The sequence below is a fragment of the Pseudomonas sp. IT-P171 genome, from assembly GCF_949767765.1.
In the GTDB taxonomy this organism is placed as follows: domain Bacteria; phylum Pseudomonadota; class Gammaproteobacteria; order Pseudomonadales; family Pseudomonadaceae; genus Aquipseudomonas; species Aquipseudomonas fluorescens_B.
The window spans coordinates 18,487-34,531 of record NZ_CATKQN010000002.1 but is presented as its reverse complement, the minus strand read 5'-3'; the positions used below and the strand labels follow the sequence as shown (position 1 = coordinate 34,531).

Below are 16,045 nucleotides of genomic sequence, written 5' to 3'. Positions count from 1 at the left end.
TATGACCTGCCCATCAGCGTAGCCCCTCAGCCAAGAAACAGCTGATAGGCCGGGTTGTCGCTCTCGTCCCAGTACGGGTAGCCGATTTCTTCCAGCGCCGCCGGCACCAGATGACGTTCCTCGTGAGGCACTTGCAGGCCCGCGACCACACGACCATCCGCCGCGCCGTGGTTGCGGTAATGGAACATCGAAATGTTCCAGCGCCCGCCCAGCTTGCTGAGGAAGTTGAACAGCGCGCCCGGCCGCTCCGGAAATTCAAAACGCAGCACCACTTCATCGACCACCTGCGCCGCGCGGCCGCCAACCATGTGCCGGATGTGCAACTTGGCCAGTTCGTTGTCGGTCAGGTCCAGCACCGGAAAACCCTGCTCGGTCAGGCTGGCGAGCAACGCACTGCGCGGGTCGTTTTCCGGGTGCGTCTGCACGCCAACGAAGATGTGCGCTTCGCTGCCGGTGTTGTAGCGGTAGTTGAATTCGGTGATCTGGCGCTTGCCGATGGCTTCGCAGAACGCCTTGAAGCTGCCCGGCTTCTCGGGAATGGTCACGGCGATAATGGCCTCGCGGCCCTCACCCAGCTCGGCGCGTTCGGCGACGTGACGCAAGCGGTCGAAGTTGACGTTGGCGCCGGAGTCGATGGCCACGAAGGTGTGACCTGTGACGGCGCGCTGCTCGACGTACTTCTTGATCCCGGCCACGCCCAAAGCGCCGGCAGGTTCAGTGATCGAGCGGGTATCGTCGTAGATATCCTTGATGGCCGCGCAGATCTCGTCGGTGCTGACCGTGATCACTTCATCGACATAGTCTTTGCAGATATCGAAGGTGTGCTGACCGATCTGAGCGACCGCGACGCCATCGGCGAAGATGCCCACGGTCGGCAGCACCACGCGCTCGCCGGCGGCCATGGCCGCTTGCAGGCAATTGGAATCGTCCGGCTCGACGCCGATGATTTTGATTTCCGGGCGCAGGTATTTCACGTACGCCGCGATACCGGCGATCAGCCCGCCGCCGCCCACCGGAACGAAGATCGCGTCCAGACGCCCAGGGTGCTGGCGCAGAATCTCCATGGCCACCGTGCCCTGCCCGGCAATGGTGTGGGGATCGTCGTACGGGTGAATGTAGACGTAGCCTTTTTCGTCGACCAGTTTCAGCGAGTAGGCCAGGGCTTCCGGAAACGAATCCCCGTGCAGCACGACTTTGCCGCCTCGGGAACGCACGCCTTCGACTTTGATCTCGGGAGTGGTTTTCGGCATGACGATGGTGGCTTTCACGCCCAGCACTTTCGCCGCCAGGGCCAGGCCCTGCGCGTGATTGCCCGCCGAAGCGGTCACTACGCCGCGAGCGCGCTCTTCATCGCTCAGCTGCGTGAGCTTGTTGTAGGCCCCGCGAATCTTGAACGAGAACACCGGCTGCAAGTCTTCACGCTTGAGCAAAATACTGTTGCCCAGCCGCTCGGAGAGCTGGCGGGCAGTCTGCAATGGGGTTTCTACGGCAACGTCATAAACGCGCGAGGTGAGGATCTTTTTGACGTACTGTTCGAGCATCGGAAAGCATCACTGAGCGGGTTGGGCAGGGCCATGGAGTCTAACCCGGCTTTCGGCCGGGCGACCACACTAAACCGGTGGTTTTAAGGCCAGGCACATACCTTGTGGCGAGGGAGCTTGCTCCCGCTCGGCTGCGCAGCAGTCGCAAACCCTGCTGGCGCGGTATGCCGGAAGGCATGCGAGAGGACCGCTTCGCGCTCCAGCGGGAGCAAGCTCCCTCGCCACAAGACTCTGCTCGCTCAGACATACCGTCGCACCCGCCAATCGGGCAATGACCTTCCCCGCCCCGAAGCCTATAATGCCCGCCTTTCGTTTCCCCTCTTCGGCACCTCGGAGCCCGCATGACCCAGGATCAACTCAAACAGGCAGTGGCCCAGGCCGCCGTCGACTTCATCCTCCCGAAACTCGACGACAAGAGCATCGTCGGGGTCGGCACCGGCTCCACTGCCAACTGCTTCATCGATGCTTTGGCCCAGCATAAAGGTGCATTCGACGGCGCCGTCGCCAGCTCCGAAGCCACCGCCGCGCGCCTCAAGGGCCATGGCATTCCGGTGTATGAACTGAACACCGTCAGCGACCTGGAGTTCTACGTGGACGGCGCCGATGAAAGCGACGAGCACCTGAACCTGATCAAGGGCGGCGGCGCGGCCCTGACCCGCGAGAAGATCGTCGCGGCCGTGGCCAAGACCTTCATCTGCATCGCCGACGCCAGCAAACTGGTGCCGGTGCTCGGCGCGTTTCCGCTGCCGGTGGAAGTGATCCCGATGGCCCGCAGCCATGTGGCTCGCGAGCTGGTGAAGCTCGGCGGCGACCCGGTTTACCGTGAAGGCGTGTTGACCGACAACGGCAACATCATTCTGGATGTGTCCAACATGCAGATCACCAACCCGGTGGAGCTGGAGTCGCAGATCAATGCGATCGTCGGCGTGGTGACCAATGGGTTGTTCGCGGCGCGTCCGGCGGATTTGCTGTTGCTGGGCACCAGCGAAGGCGTGAAAACCCTCCGCGCCCAATAATCAGACACGCAGATAAACCCTGTGGGAGCGAGCCTGCTCGCGATAGCGGTCTTTCAGTCAACATCTCTATCGACTGCTGACACGACCTCATCGCGAGCAGGCTCGCACATTGGTTTAGGGGTGTTGGTTAGTTTTGCGTTGGTTTCTTGAAGACATAGAACAGGTTCGGCTCGCTCACCAGGTACATCGTGCCGTCGTCATCCATGGCGATCCCTTCCGCTTGCGGCACCGTCTTCTGCAACCCCTGACGCCCCTTGTTCAATGACATGGTGCTCAGTGGTCGCCCGTCCACGTCCAGCTCCAGAATCAGTCGCGACTCGTCGGACAGCGCCAGCAAATGGCCGCTGCGTTCGTCGTATTGCAGACTCGACAGGTCTCGGACAAACATCCCGGCATCGCGCTTGGGGTTGTTGACCACGTGCACCGCGTAAGATTTTTCCGGGTTGTAATGCGGGAAACCCTGCACTTCGTAGATCAGCATCGGGTCGCGCTCCTTGGCGACGAACAGGCGCTTGCCCACCGAATCGTAAGCCAGGCCTTCGAAACCCTTGTTGCCGCTCATGTGCACGCCCAGGGTCATTTGCTCGGCTTCCGCTGCGTCGAGGAACGTTGTGTCCATTTCCAGATGAATCTTGATCAGCCGTTGCTGGCGCTCGTCAGTGATCACATACGTGTCGGCGCTGATGAACTCCACTGCCTCCGGATCACCGAAGCCGACCAGCGAGATACGCCGAATGATCCGGCCTTCCAGCGACAGCTCGATCAGTTCGGAATTTTTGTTGGTGACGGTGAACAGGCTTTTGCGCACCGGATCAAAGGTCAGCGCCGACACATCGTCGTCCAGGCCTTCGATGACCCGACCCTCGACCGCGACCTGATAGTGACCCAGGCCGATGGACTGTTCGCTCTCAGCCTGCCAAAGCGTGTGCAGATTGAACCAGGTGCGCTCGAACAGCCGCAGGTACTGGCCGATCGCAACCAGCACGATCAGCGCAATTACCAGCACAATCAGCATCAGGGGTTTGGGACGGGCAAGTCGGCGCATTCAGGCAAGCTCGGAATCAGGACGGGTGGATGAAATACCACGGCAGTCTGAATTGAAGCTTAATGGCCATTAGCCTGGGCCTACAACTGAGCGTCGCGTTTCCTACAAAATAGAATCAGTGCTGCTTTTCGAATCGATAGAACAGGTTAGGCTCGCTCACCATGTACAGCGTGCCATTGTCATCCATGGTCACGCCTTCGGCGCGAGGAATGGTCTTCTTCAGACCATTGAAGCCCCCCAGCAAGGTCATGAAACTGACCTGCTCGCCCTTCTCGTCCAGCTCCAGCAGCAAGTGGGAGTCAGCGGACAGCACCAGCGTGTGCCGGGTGCGCGGGTCAATGGCCAGGGCCGAGAGGTTGCGGATGTCCAGTTCGTCACTGGCAAGCTTCTGCTTGTCGCCGGTGAGTGTCTGACCGTCGGCGCTTTTCCAGGTGAACAGTGCCGGTGGCCGTTCCTCACCCAGCAGCATTTGTTGATTGCGTGCATCCCAGACCATCGCTTCGAAGGCTTTGTTCTGGTCTTTCGACGGACCGAGGTCGTACTTCGGGAAGTTGGCGATGTTCAACTCACGGGTATCGGCGTCGACCTTGACGATGGTCAGCAAGTGCTCACGCTCATCGACGATGGCTAGCAGGCCGTTGCCCATGACCGTCACGGCTTCCGGATTGCTCCAGCCCACCAGCGGCATCTTGCGCAACACATCGCCTTGCAAAGTCAGCTCGACCAGGAACGGGTTTTTGCCCATCACCGAGAACAGGGTTTTGGTTTGAGGGTTGTAGGCCAGGTCGGACGCTTCGTCCTTTTCCATCCCCGGCAATGGCTTGGCATCGATTACCGCGCGGTATTCCGGGAGCCAGATACTTTCCTGGCGTTCGGTTTGGCTTTCGAAACGCTCCAGCACCCAGAGCACACCGCGGTCATCCCAATGCATCGCAAACGCAAGGCCATACGCGGCGGCCACGGCCAGCAACAGCCAGTAATACCAGCGCATGAAAAAGCGCGGGCGCCGGGCAGTTTTAAGCGTGGGCAGCGATTGGATGGCCATCAAGGGATGCGTTCCAGAAATTCAGGCTAAGGGTAATAGCACAATTGGGACCGGCTCAGACGCCGGATTCCGCGGAATTATCCAGACAAGATGTGAAAAAAACGGCAAATGGCGGGATTGCCCTTTTTCGGCCGACCACAAAAACCAATGCGGGAGCGAGCCTGCTCGCGATGAGGCCGTGTCAGTCGACAAAGATGTTGAATGACAGACCGCCATCGCGAGCAGGCTCGCTCCCACAGGGTGTTGCGGTTAGCGGACGCTGCTTGTGAAGCTGCTGGCGCCCGGCAATTCGATAACCAGCTCATCACCGACATTCAGCGGACCCACGCCAACCGGCGTGCCAGTCAGGATCACATCACCGGCCTGCAGCGAGAAGCAGCCGGCCATGTGCTGGATCATCGGCACGATCGGGTTGAGCATCGCGCTGCTGTTGCCATCCTGGCGGACTTCGCCGTTGATGGTCAGGCGAATGCCGATGTCAGTCAGGTCGGCAAAGGTGCTGCCGGACACGAACGGGGCAATCACTGCGGCACCGTCGAAAGACTTGGCGATTTCCCATGGCAGGCCCTTGGATTTCAGCTCGGCCTGCTTGTCGCGCAGGGTCAGGTCCAGCGCCGGGGCGAAACCTGAAATGGCATCCAGCACTTCTTCACGGCTTGGCTTCGTCGACAAAGGCTTGCCGATCAACACCGCGATTTCCGCTTCGTAATGCACCGAGCCACGCTCGGTTGGAATGGTAAAACCACCTTCCAGCGGCACCACGCAACTGCCCGGCTTGATGAACAGCAGCGGCTCTGTAGGCACCGGGTTGTCCAGTTCCTTGGCGTGTTCGGCGTAGTTGCGGCCGATGCACACCACTTTACCCAATGGAAAGTGGATACGCGTTCCATCGACATACTGGTGCTGATAGCTCATTGACCGACTCCTGGTTCGTAGCTCTTAAGTTCGAAAGTCAAACAGCGAAAATCTTGCCCGGGTTCATGATGCCGTTCGGGTCGAACACCGCTTTGACGGCTTTCATGTACTCGATCTCAACCGGCGAGCGGCTATAGGTCAAGTAATCACGCTTGGTCATGCCCACGCCGTGTTCGGCGGAAATCGAACCGTTGTACTTCTCGACGGTTTCGAACACCCACTTGTTGACGGTGGCGCACTTGGCGAAGAACTCGTCCTTGCTCAGGTTGTCCGGCTTGAGGATGTTCAAGTGCAGGTTGCCATCGCCAATGTGACCGAACCAGACGATTTCGAAATCCGGGTAGTGTTCGCCGACGATCGCATCAATTTCCTTCAGGAACGCCGGGACTTTCGACACAGTGACCGAAATGTCGTTCTTGTACGGCGTCCAGTGGGAGATGGTTTCAGAGATGTATTCGCGCAGCTTCCAGAGGTTCTGCAACTGGGTTTCGCTCTGGCTCATCACGCCGTCCAGCACCCAGCCCTGCTCGACGCAGTGCTCGAAGGTTTCCAGGGCGTGGTTGGCCACTTCTTCGGTGGTCGCTTCGAATTCCAGCAGTGCATAGAACGGGCAATCGGTTTCGAACGGTGCCGGCACATCGCCGCGCCCCATGACTTTGGCCAGGGCCTTGTCGGAGAAGAACTCGAAGGCCGTCAGGTCGAGCTTGCTCTGGAAGGCGTGCAACACCGGCATGATCGAGTCGAAATCGGCGGTGCCGAGCACCATCGCAGTGAGGTTTTTCGGCGCACGGTCCAGACGCATGGTCGCTTCGACCACAAAACCGAGGGTGCCTTCCGCGCCAATGAACAGCTGACGCAGGTCGTAGCCGGTGGCGTTCTTGATCAGATCGCGGTTCAGCTCCAGCACATCGCCCTTGCCGGTGACGACTTTCATGCCGGCCACCCAGTTACGGGTCATGCCGTAGCGAATAACCTTGATCCCGCCGGCATTGGTGCCGATATTACCGCCAATCTGGCTCGAACCTGCGGAAGCGAAATCCACTGGATAGTACAGGCCTTTGTCTTCGGCGACGTTCTGCAGGTGCTCGGTGACCACACCCGGCTGGCATACAGCGGTGCGGTCGGTCAGGTTCACGTCGAGAATCTGGTTCATGTAGTCGAACGACACAACCACTTCGCCATTGGCGGCCACCGCAGCGGCGGACAGCCCGGTACGTCCGCCGGACGGCACCAGCGCCACCTTGTGTTTATTGGCCCAAAGGACGATGGCCTGGACCTGTTCGGTGGTCTTGGGAAACACAATGGCGGTCGGGGCCGGGGCGAAGTGCTTGGTCCAATCCTTGCCGTAAGCATTCAGGGAGTCGGCATCGGTCAGCACCTTGCCAGGCTCAACCAAGGTCTTCAGCTCATCAATCAGGGCAGGATTGGTCATCGACGGAACTCTCGAACAATTCATGGTCATCCTGAGAACGCTTCACGTCGCAGGAATGAGTGTTTAGCGGGGTGCATATGCTAGCATACCGACCCCGCAGGATAGTGCCCGACGGCTATTCTGCGGCGACGGCTTTCCTGCCGTCCGGGTCAGCGTCTGCTGGCTATTTCCTGCCATTTTTCTCCGGGATACAGGTTTACGCAGATGAGCAAGACTTCTCTCGATAAGAGCAAGATCAAGTTCCTTCTTCTCGAAGGCGTCCACCAATCGGCTGTCGACGTTCTCAAGTCGGCGGGCTACACCAGCATCGAGTACCTCACCGGTTCTCTGCCGGAAGCTCAGCTGAAGGAAAAGATCGCTGATGCTCACTTCATCGGCATTCGCTCCCGCACTCAACTGACCGAAGAGATCTTCGATCACGCGAAGAAGCTCGTGGCTGTAGGGTGTTTCTGCATCGGCACCAACCAGGTTGACCTGAACGCTGCCCGCGAACGCGGTATCGCGGTGTTCAACGCTCCGTACTCCAACACTCGCTCCGTTGCCGAGCTGGTGCTGGCCGAAGCGATCCTGTTGCTGCGCGGCATCCCTGAGAAGAACGCTTCCTGCCACCGTGGCGGCTGGATCAAGAGCGCGGCCAACTCCTTCGAAATCCGTGGCAAGAAGCTCGGCATCGTCGGCTACGGCTCGATCGGTACGCAACTGTCGGTCCTGGCTGAAGGCCTGGGCATGCAGGTGTACTTCTACGACACCGTGACCAAGCTGCCACTGGGCAACGCGACCCAGGTCGGCAACCTGCACGAGCTGTTGGGCATGTCCGACATCGTCACCCTGCACGTTCCGGAAACCGCTGCGACCCAGTGGATGATCGGCGAGAAGGAAATCCGCTCCATCAAGAAGGGCGGCATCCTGATCAACGCCGCGCGCGGCACCGTGGTCGAGCTGCAAGCCCTGGCGGACGCGATCAAGGACAAGCACCTGATCGGCGCAGCCATCGACGTATTCCCGGTGGAGCCACGCTCCAACGACGAAGAGTTCGAAAGCCCGCTGCGTGGCCTGGACAACGTGATCCTGACCCCGCACATCGGTGGTTCCACCGCTGAGGCGCAAGCCAACATCGGTCTGGAAGTGGCAGAAAAACTGGTCAAGTACAGCGACAACGGCACTTCGGTATCGTCGGTGAACTTCCCGGAAGTGGCCCTGCCGGCTCACCCTGGCAAGCACCGTCTGCTGCACATCCACGAGAACATCCCGGGTGTGATGAGCGAGATCAACAAGGTCTTCGCCGAAAACGGCATCAACATCTCCGGTCAGTTCCTGCAGACCAACGAGAAAGTCGGCTACGTGGTCATCGACGTCGACGCCGAGTACTCGGACCTGGCGCAAGAGAAGCTGCAGCACATCAACGGCACCATTCGTTGCCGCGTGTTGTTCTGACAGCAATTTGAGCGACAAAAAAAGGAGACCTTCGGGTCTCCTTTTTCATGGCCGCTACTATCGTTACTTGACGTTGACGGTGATCTTCTCGGAAACGATCGGCGGATCGAAGGCCATGTGGCTCATGTCGCCCAACTCGAGCTGCAAGGTGTGCTTGCCCGGTGTCAGCGTCAGCTCGGTTTCTGTCTGCGCCTTGCCGAAATGAACGTGATTGGCATCTGTCGGGATGACGGCCCCTGCTGCAACGATTTCCTTGGCATCGACCAGCAAATGGTGGTGGCCCGTATTCTTGGTGAGATCGCCCGCTGGCGCCAACGCCACGTTCTTAACAGCGAACTTGATTTTGAACGTTTGCGGGACAGTCCCACCATCTTTAGGAGAAACGATGGACACTTCAGCACCCTTGGGTGCCGGCGTAGCCGCACTGGCCAGCACCGAAACGCCCATCAGCAGACCGGTCAGCGCAGCACGTGACATAAAGGTTTTCATTCTCTTCTCCAGTTTTTTCATAAAATCCGCGTGACCATGACAACTTCACGGCCATTCGTTGTCGAAGGCTCTCGACAACCATAGCAAAGCGAGCCTGAATCAGCGCATCGCGATAAATGTATTCAAAGGAGTGACCATGCGCTTTCTGCCTGGCCTGATCTGCCTGCTACCCCTTCTGAGCCCTTTGGCTCATGCCGAACTGATTGATGATGTAAACGACCGCGGCGAATTGCGCATTGCCCTTGAGGCTAATACACCGCCCTTCAATTTCAAGGACGACGGCCAACTCAGTGGCTTCGAAGTCGAGTTGGGCCATCTGCTGGCCAACGAGCTGGATGTGCGGGCCGACTTTGTCGTCACCGACTCCAGCGATCTGTTGTCCGGCGTCGAAAGCGGCAAGTACGACGTCGCCATCAACCACATAGCAGTGACCCCGGAACTCAAGGATCGTTTCGACTTCAGCGAACCTTACATTCAGGCCGATGCGCAGTTGATCGCTCAGAAAGAAGAGCCTCGCTCCATCCTGCTGGTGCAATCGCTGACGGACGAAAAACCGAAAGCCAGCCCTCCTGTCGAGCTGGCGATTCCGTTTCAGAAGGGTAACCCGGCGTTCCACGCCAGCCTGGAGAACGCGTTGCAGCGGATCAAGGCGGATGGGCGGATGGCGGCGCTGGAGCAGAAATGGTTTGGGGCGGATGCGAGTGTGGCGCCCAAACCCTGATCTCAGGCTGATGAGCAACCCTGTGGGAACGGGCCTGCTCGCGATGAGGGCATAACACTCAACATCTTCATTGATTGTCAGACCGCTATCGCCGGCAAGCCGGTCTCGATCCCACAGTGGTTTTGTGTTGATCGCTAGCTGAGTGCTGCCAGGACCGAAGCCGCCTGCGGCAACTCCAGTTCGCTGAACACTTGCACACCATGGCGCTTGAGCAACGCAGCAGTGACGCCTTCACCGCTGACCTTCACGCCGCTGAACGAGCCGTCATAGGTCAGCAAATTCCCGCAAGACGGGCTGTTGGCCTTGAGCACGGCGATGCGGATGCCGTGTTTTTCTACCAGTTCCAGCGCCTGATAAGCGCCAGAAAGAAACTGCGCACTGACATCCTCGTCTTCGGTGGTGATCACCGAAGCCTGGCCATCAAGCACCTCCCCACCCTGCCCGCCCGGAATCTCTGCCGCCGCCCGTGGCGTCGGCAACCCGCCGGCGACCTCAGGGCACAACGGCACGACGCGACCTTCGTCGAGCCACTGTTGAAGCTGATCGAACGGCCCGCTGGCCCCGCCGTCATAACGCACGCGGTGGCCGAGCAGGCAGCGACTTACCAGGATTTTCTGCATGATCAGAACGGCTCGTTGCCACGGCGCCGGAACCAGCCGGTCAATGACAGGCGATCGCGGGTCGCGGGCAGGACTTCGTGGGGCACCTCGCCCGACAGGAACACCACCAGGCATCCGCCGGTAGGCACCACATCGTATTCGACGTCTTCCTTGAGGTACATGCGCAACTGACCGCCGTGCTCCGGCAACCAGGCGTCGTTGAGGTAGACCACCGCCGAGACCGTGCGTCGGTCGTCATCGCGGAAGCGGTCGACATGCTTGAGGTAGAAAGCGCCGGGCGGGTACATCGCAAAATGGCTTTCGAAATCTTCAAGGCCCAGATACAAGCCGCGATTCATGGCCTCGCGCAGGCTGTCCATCAACTGCAGGTAGCTGTCGCATGCCAACGCCTGACCGGGCTCGATCCACTGGATCTTGTCGCCGCGAATCCCCTCGCGAATCTCCGATGTCGGCCCGCGGCCCACGGCGGCAGGGGCCAGTTCACCCTCGGCGGCACGTTTACGGCACTCAGCGGCCAACGCCCGGGTCAGATCCAGAGGAAGGAAAATATTCTGCTGCGACCAGCCGTGTTCAGCCAGGTCATCGACGATACGTAACAGCAGCGGGTGATCAGAGGATATTTGCATGGCGCGCATAGTATTCCTGTGCCCGAAAATCCGACAGAGCCGCGCAGCGGCTTGATACGAATTCTCGACAAGTCCTTATGCCGCACGGAGAATAGTCGCCTGCTGACAGGAGTCCCTATGCGCCGTTTGCTTTTCTCACTGCTGATGTTCTGCGTTTTGCCCGCCTGGGCAGACGGCCACGACCAGTTGTACAAGGTCGCCGGCTGGCCAGAACAACGCGCGCATTTCAACGATGCACTCTCAGCCGCTCAGCAGCGTTACCAGAACAGCCTGCCGCCCGCCGTGTTTCAAGCGCTGGTGAATAACAGCAATCAGCGCTTTGCCCCGCAGGCCGTGGACCAGCGCGCCGAAGCGCAATTGCGCAAAACCCTTGCTGATCCGAAGCCGGCACTGACCTTCTTCCAGTCGCCGCTGGGCAAGAAAATCGTGGCCGCCGAACTGCTGGCGACCCGTCGTGATCAGTTGGCGAAGAACGCCAAGGGCCTGCCGAAGATTCAGGCCAGCGACAACCGCATGCTGATCATCGGTCACCTCGCCCAGGCCTTGCCCGCGCGCGAGGCCGGAGCGGAAGTCAGCCTGGCGATTGCCGGCGTCGCGGCCGACAGCTTGAGTTCGATGATCCCCGGCCTGCTCGGCGGCGGTCAGGCGCAAGGCCTGTTGAACGGTCAGCGTCAGCGCTTGATGGAGCAGATCGGCAGCGACCTGAACAACACGTTGCTGTATGTCTATCGCGACCTGTCGGATGACGAGCTGGAGGAGTTCGCCACGTTTGCCGAGTCGGCTGAAGGCAAGGCCTATTACCAGGCGGCGTTGGCGGCGATTCGGGCGGGGTTGGCGGTGGGGCAGAATCCTTCGAGCCTCAACCAGTAATCTTCGGCATCAGATAGGCTCGCACACATTAGACCGGGTTTTCCCAAGCAACTCGGTCAACTGTGGGAGCGAGCCTGCTCGCGATGAAGCCCGAACAAACGCTAAAGATTCCGGCCTTTGATCCGCTTCGTCAAAAACCCGAAATACTCCCCCCGCAACGCCAAGGTCTCATTCGCCAAATGATGCCGAGCCTGCGGCAACATCAACACCTGCGGCCGATCGAACTTGGCTTTCAACACTTCAAGGTTGTGCTTCCAATCCACCGTCATGTCCGCCTGCCCCTGCACGATCAGCGGCTGGCGCATGCTGCCGGGTGCGGCCTCGATGCGCTTGATCCAGCGCGCCAGCGCGCCGACCCATGCTGTTGGCAGGCGCAGCGGCTGCAACGGGTCGGCTTGCAGGAATGGCAGGAAATCCGGGTCGTTGGAGTTCTCGCTGAAGCGCCGGGCGATGGCTTTGACGAAAGGTTTGAGCAGGTAATAACTGAGCTGTGACCACCCCCAGGCCCGCGGCCTCACCAGCGGCGACAACAGAATCACCTGACCCTGTGCCGGGCTGTTCGCACCTTCATTCAACACATGATCGATCACGATGGCGCCACCGGTACTCTGCCCGCACAGGTGCCACGGTTGCGGCAGATCGAGGGATTGCGCCTCGGCAAACAGCCCTTGCAGCGTGTCTTGATACTCGGCGAAATCCTTGATGCTCGCCCGTTCGCCGCTGGACAGACCGTGCCCCGGCAAGTCGCAGGCAATCACCGCAAACCCCTGATCCAGGGCCCATTCGATCACATGCCGGTAAAGCCCGGTGTGATCGTAGAAACCGTGAAACACAAACAACGTGGCCTTCGCCCGCTCCGGCCACCAGAGCTGGCTGACCAGCTCATAACCGTCCACCTCGAAACGCCCCAGGCCCCTGCGCAACTGACGCCCTGGAAAATCCACGCCGTAGAACCGCTGGTACGCCAGCGCCTCCACGGACAGCGGCTGCCACTCGGCCAGAGGGCGCAGGCCGGCACGCAGATGATCAGGGTCGAAAGTGGCGGACATGGGCGATTCCAGAGCACGAAGCAGACTTTATAAGCCTGCGATATTCATCTGTCGCGGCAAGCATGGCAAGCTGGGCGACCTTCGAGGATCGACACCCATGCGCTCGCCCTACCGCACCCCACTGCTTGCCAGCCTGATCGCCCTCGTGTGTGCCGGTGTGTTGTGGTCGGCTTACGACTGGTTTCAGGGACGCTATCTGCGCGCGTTCAGCGAGCACACCGCGGTATTTTCCGGCGACCCGTTGCGCCTGCCCGACACCCTCGTCGGCCCCGGCGCCATCCGCCTCGTGCATTTCTGGGACCCGGCCTGCCCGTGCAACGTCGGCAATCAGCAACACCTTAGCGAACTGGTCGAGCAGTACGCTGCGCAGGGCGTCGAGTTCTATGCGGTACAAAAGCCCGGCAGCCACGGCCAGTTGCCCAGCACCTTGAGCAGCCTGAAAACCATCACCGTCCTCCCAGGCTCGGAACAGATCCCGGCCAGCCCGGCCGTGGCGATCTGGGATCGCAGCGGCAAGCTCGCCTACTTCGGCCCTTACAGCGAAGGCCTGACCTGCAATTCGAGCAACAGCTTTATCGAACCGATCCTGCAAGCGTTGAACGCCGGCCGCGCGGTGAATGCCACGCACACCCTGGCAGTCGGGTGTTACTGCCCGTGGCCAGTCGATACAACAAAGTAGCGACAGGTCAGGCAACAAGAATCCCTCCTACGGGTGATGGGCCGATTCGGCAGGCCGTGTTAAACAGTGATGCCAGGGAATTGCTGCCACTCATAACAAGAACAAGGAATCACCATGAAACGCCTCCTGACTGCGCTCGTCCTGCTGATTGTCGTGCTCGCCGCAGGCGCCGGCTGGTACGTCTACAGCAAGCAGCCGACACGCCAGGGCATGGTTGAGTTGCAACACCTGCAAGGCTCCGTCACCGTCCGTTACGACGAGCGCGGCATCCCGCACATCCGCGCCGAAAACGAGACCGACCTGTACCGCGCCCTCGGCTATGTGCACGCCCAGGACAGGCTGTTCCAGATGGAAATCCTGCGTCGCCTCGCCCGCGGTGAACTGGCCGAAGTGCTGGGCCCGAAACTGCTCGACACCGACAAACTGATGCGCAGCCTGCGGATTCGCGAACGCGCCGAAACATACCTCGCCAATCTGGACAAACAGTCCCCGTCTTTCATTGCCATGCAGGCCTATCTGGATGGCATCAACCAGTATCAGGACGGTCATGCAAAACCCGCCGAGTTCGATGCGCTGGGCATATCAAAACGCCCGTTCACCGCGCAGGACACCATCAGCATCGCCGGATACATGGCCTACAGTTTTGCCGCGGCGTTTCGTACTGAACCGTTGCTGACGTACGTGCGCGATCAGTTGGGCGCCGAGTACCTGAACGTTTTCGATCTCGATTGGCAGCCCAAAGGCGTGCTGGCGAAAAACCCTGGCGGCGCCATGCCACCCCTCGCCAGCGCCGACTGGAAAGACCTCAACGCCCTCGCCCGCCTGAGCGAGCAGGCGCTGGCAGACAACGGCTTGCCACAGTTCGAGGGCAGCAACGCCTGGGTGGTCTCCGGCAACCACACTAAAAGCGGCAAGCCGCTGCTGGCGGGTGACCCGCATATCCGCTTTTCCGCACCGTCGGTGTGGTACGAAGCACAACTCTCGGCACCGGGCTTCGAACTCTACGGTCACTATCAAGCGTTGATGCCGTTCGCCTCGCTGGGGATGAACCGCGACTTCGGCTGGAGCATCACCATGTTCCAGAACGACGACCTCGACCTGATCGCCGAGAAGGTCAACCCGGATAACCCCAATCAGGTCTGGTATCGCGGCAAGTGGGTGGACATGGTCACCAGCGAGCAGCAGATCGCGGTCAAGGGCCAGGCGCCCGTGACATTGGTGCTGCGCCAGTCGCCCCATGGGCCGATCGTCAACGATGCGCTGGGCAACAGCGTCGGCAAAACGCCGATTGCCATGTGGTGGGGCTTTCTCGAAAGCCAGAATCCGATTCTCGAAGGTTTTTATCAGCTCAACCGCGCCGACTCCCTGGCCAAGGCGCGCAGTGCCGCCGCCAAGGTCCAGGCACCCGGTCTGAACATCGTGTGGGCCAATGCCAAGGGCGACATCGGCTGGTGGGCAGCGGCGCAATTGCCGAAACGGCCCGCCGGTGTTCGGCCCTGGTTCATCCTTGACGGCAGCAGCGCCGAATCGGACAAGGACGGCTTCTACCCCTTCAGCGCCAACCCCCAGGAAGAGAACCCGGCACGGGGCTACATCGTCTCGGCCAACTTCCAGCCCGTGTCGCCGACCGGCATGGAGATTCCCGGTTACTACAACCTCGCCGATCGAGGTCAGCAGCTCAATCGCCAGCTCGGCGACAAAACCGTCAAGTGGGATCTGGAGACCAGCCAGAAGTTGCAATTGGGCACCACCACTGCTTACGGCACGCGCCTGCTCGCGCCATTGTTGCCGGTGTTGCGTGAAGTGGTGAGCGACTCCGCCGAACTCAAACTGGTGGAGCAACTGGCTCAGTGGAAAGGTGATTACCCGCTGGATTCAACCAGCGCCACGCTGTTCAACCAGCTCCTGTTCAACCTCGCCGACGCATCGATGCACGATGAACTGGGCAACGACTTTTTCGAAACGCTGCTTTCGACGCGGGTGATCGACGCTGCGCTGCCTCGTCTGGCGGCGAACGCTGATTCGCCGTGGTGGGACAACCGCAACACCCTCGGCAAGGAAACGCGCGCCGATACGGTCAGGGTGGCGTGGCAAGCGAGCATTGCTCACCTCAAGACCACCCTGGGTGCGGATTTCGCGCAATGGCAGTGGGGCAAGGCGCATACGCTGACCCATGGTCATCCACTGGGGCAGCAGAAGCCGCTGGACCGGATTTTCAATGTCGGGCCGTTCGCGGCGCCCGGTACCCATGAAGTGCCAAACAACCTCTCGGCCAAAATCGGGCCGGCGCCATGGCCGGTCACGTATGGACCATCGACCCGGCGCCTGATCGATTTCGCCGACCCGGCGCACAGCCTGACCGTGAACCCGGTGGGCCAGAGTGGTGTGCCGTTTGACCGGCATTACGAGGATCAGGCGGAGGCGTATGTCGAAGGGATGTACTTCCAGGCGCATCTCAATGATGAGGAAGTGACGGCCAATACACGGAGCACGTTGAAGCTATTGCCGGCGCGGGCTGCGCAGTAGATTCGTATTGGCTGGACTGGCCTCATCGCTAGCAGGC

Annotated in this window: 15 protein-coding genes; 6 read left to right on the top strand and 9 right to left on the bottom strand. The window is 60.3% G+C overall.

The genetic code is table 11. The features are described 5' to 3' along the window. Positions 1-26: 26 nt before the first annotated feature. Positions 27-1,541, bottom strand: a complete 1,515-nt coding sequence (gene ilvA, locus ACM6I5_RS01295) for a threonine ammonia-lyase, biosynthetic (protein WP_017341329.1) — start codon at positions 1,539-1,541, stop codon at positions 27-29. Between the two features lie 341 nt (positions 1,542-1,882). On the opposite strand from ilvA, the gene rpiA reads away from it, so the two are divergent. Beyond that, positions 1,883-2,557, top strand: coding sequence for a ribose-5-phosphate isomerase RpiA (gene rpiA / locus ACM6I5_RS01290; RefSeq protein ID WP_414883048.1), 675 nt, complete (start codon positions 1,883-1,885; stop codon positions 2,555-2,557). 127 nt (positions 2,558-2,684) lie between these two features. Here rpiA and ACM6I5_RS01285 read toward each other — a convergent pair whose 3' ends face one another. From ACM6I5_RS01285 to ACM6I5_RS01270, 4 genes are all read right to left on the bottom strand, one after another. Beyond that, positions 2,685-3,602, bottom strand: a complete 918-nt coding sequence (locus tag ACM6I5_RS01285) for an SdiA-regulated domain-containing protein (protein WP_414883047.1) — start codon at positions 3,600-3,602, stop codon at positions 2,685-2,687. Between the two features lie 115 nt (positions 3,603-3,717). After that, positions 3,718-4,647, bottom strand: coding sequence for an SdiA-regulated domain-containing protein (locus ACM6I5_RS01280; protein ID WP_414880139.1), 930 nt, complete (start codon positions 4,645-4,647; stop codon positions 3,718-3,720). Positions 4,648-4,896: 249 nt separating this feature from the next. Then, entirely contained in the window at positions 4,897-5,562 is a 666-nt protein-coding gene (locus ACM6I5_RS01275) for a fumarylacetoacetate hydrolase family protein (RefSeq protein WP_017341333.1), read from the bottom strand. Positions 5,563-5,599: 37 nt separating this feature from the next. Further along, positions 5,600-6,994 (bottom strand): FAD-binding oxidoreductase, encoded by a 1,395-nt coding sequence (locus ACM6I5_RS01270; protein WP_031319170.1) that lies wholly within the window; start codon positions 6,992-6,994, stop codon positions 5,600-5,602. Between the two features lie 204 nt (positions 6,995-7,198). Here ACM6I5_RS01270 and serA point away from each other — a divergent pair, with 204 nt between their 5' ends. Continuing rightward, positions 7,199-8,428 carry a phosphoglycerate dehydrogenase gene (gene serA / locus ACM6I5_RS01265; RefSeq protein ID WP_017341335.1) on the top strand — a complete coding sequence of 410 codons (1,230 nt, stop codon included), beginning with the start codon at positions 7,199-7,201 and terminating at the stop codon, positions 8,426-8,428. 63 nt (positions 8,429-8,491) lie between these two features. On the opposite strand, the gene ACM6I5_RS01260 is transcribed toward serA, so the two are convergent. Then, positions 8,492-8,917, bottom strand: coding sequence for a DUF4399 domain-containing protein (locus tag ACM6I5_RS01260; protein ID WP_017341341.1), 426 nt, complete (start codon positions 8,915-8,917; stop codon positions 8,492-8,494). Positions 8,918-9,053: 136 nt separating this feature from the next. Between ACM6I5_RS01260 and ACM6I5_RS01255 the strand changes: the two genes are divergently transcribed. After that, on the top strand, positions 9,054-9,638 hold the full coding sequence (locus ACM6I5_RS01255; protein ID WP_414883045.1) for a transporter substrate-binding domain-containing protein: 585 nt from the start codon (positions 9,054-9,056) through the stop codon (positions 9,636-9,638). A gap of 134 nt (positions 9,639-9,772) precedes the next feature. Here the strand turns inward: ACM6I5_RS01255 and ACM6I5_RS01250 are convergent, their stop codons facing one another. Both ACM6I5_RS01250 and ACM6I5_RS01245 read right to left on the bottom strand, forming a co-directional pair. Beyond that, positions 9,773-10,258 (bottom strand): DUF523 domain-containing protein, encoded by a 486-nt coding sequence (locus tag ACM6I5_RS01250; RefSeq protein ID WP_414880137.1) that lies wholly within the window; start codon positions 10,256-10,258, stop codon positions 9,773-9,775. Positions 10,259-10,260: 2 nt separating this feature from the next. Further along, positions 10,261-10,893 carry a 2OG-Fe(II) oxygenase gene (locus ACM6I5_RS01245; RefSeq protein WP_414883044.1) on the bottom strand — a complete coding sequence of 211 codons (633 nt, stop codon included), beginning with the start codon at positions 10,891-10,893 and terminating at the stop codon, positions 10,261-10,263. A 108-nt stretch (positions 10,894-11,001) separates the two neighbouring features. Here ACM6I5_RS01245 and ACM6I5_RS01240 point away from each other — a divergent pair, with 108 nt between their 5' ends. After that, positions 11,002-11,754, top strand: a complete 753-nt coding sequence (locus ACM6I5_RS01240) for a DUF2059 domain-containing protein (RefSeq protein ID WP_017341345.1) — start codon at positions 11,002-11,004, stop codon at positions 11,752-11,754. Between the two features lie 101 nt (positions 11,755-11,855). Here ACM6I5_RS01240 and ACM6I5_RS01235 read toward each other — a convergent pair whose 3' ends face one another. After that, positions 11,856-12,803 (bottom strand): alpha/beta hydrolase, encoded by a 948-nt coding sequence (locus tag ACM6I5_RS01235; RefSeq protein WP_414883043.1) that lies wholly within the window; start codon positions 12,801-12,803, stop codon positions 11,856-11,858. 97 nt (positions 12,804-12,900) lie between these two features. Between ACM6I5_RS01235 and ACM6I5_RS01230 the strand changes: the two genes are divergently transcribed. Both ACM6I5_RS01230 and ACM6I5_RS01225 read left to right on the top strand, forming a co-directional pair. Then, on the top strand, positions 12,901-13,482 hold the full coding sequence (locus tag ACM6I5_RS01230; protein ID WP_414883042.1) for a DUF6436 domain-containing protein: 582 nt from the start codon (positions 12,901-12,903) through the stop codon (positions 13,480-13,482). Between the two features lie 114 nt (positions 13,483-13,596). Next, a complete protein-coding gene (locus ACM6I5_RS01225; protein ID WP_414883041.1) occupies positions 13,597-16,008 on the top strand; it encodes a penicillin acylase family protein in 2,412 nt (803 codons plus the stop codon). Positions 16,009-16,045 lie beyond the last annotated feature (37 nt).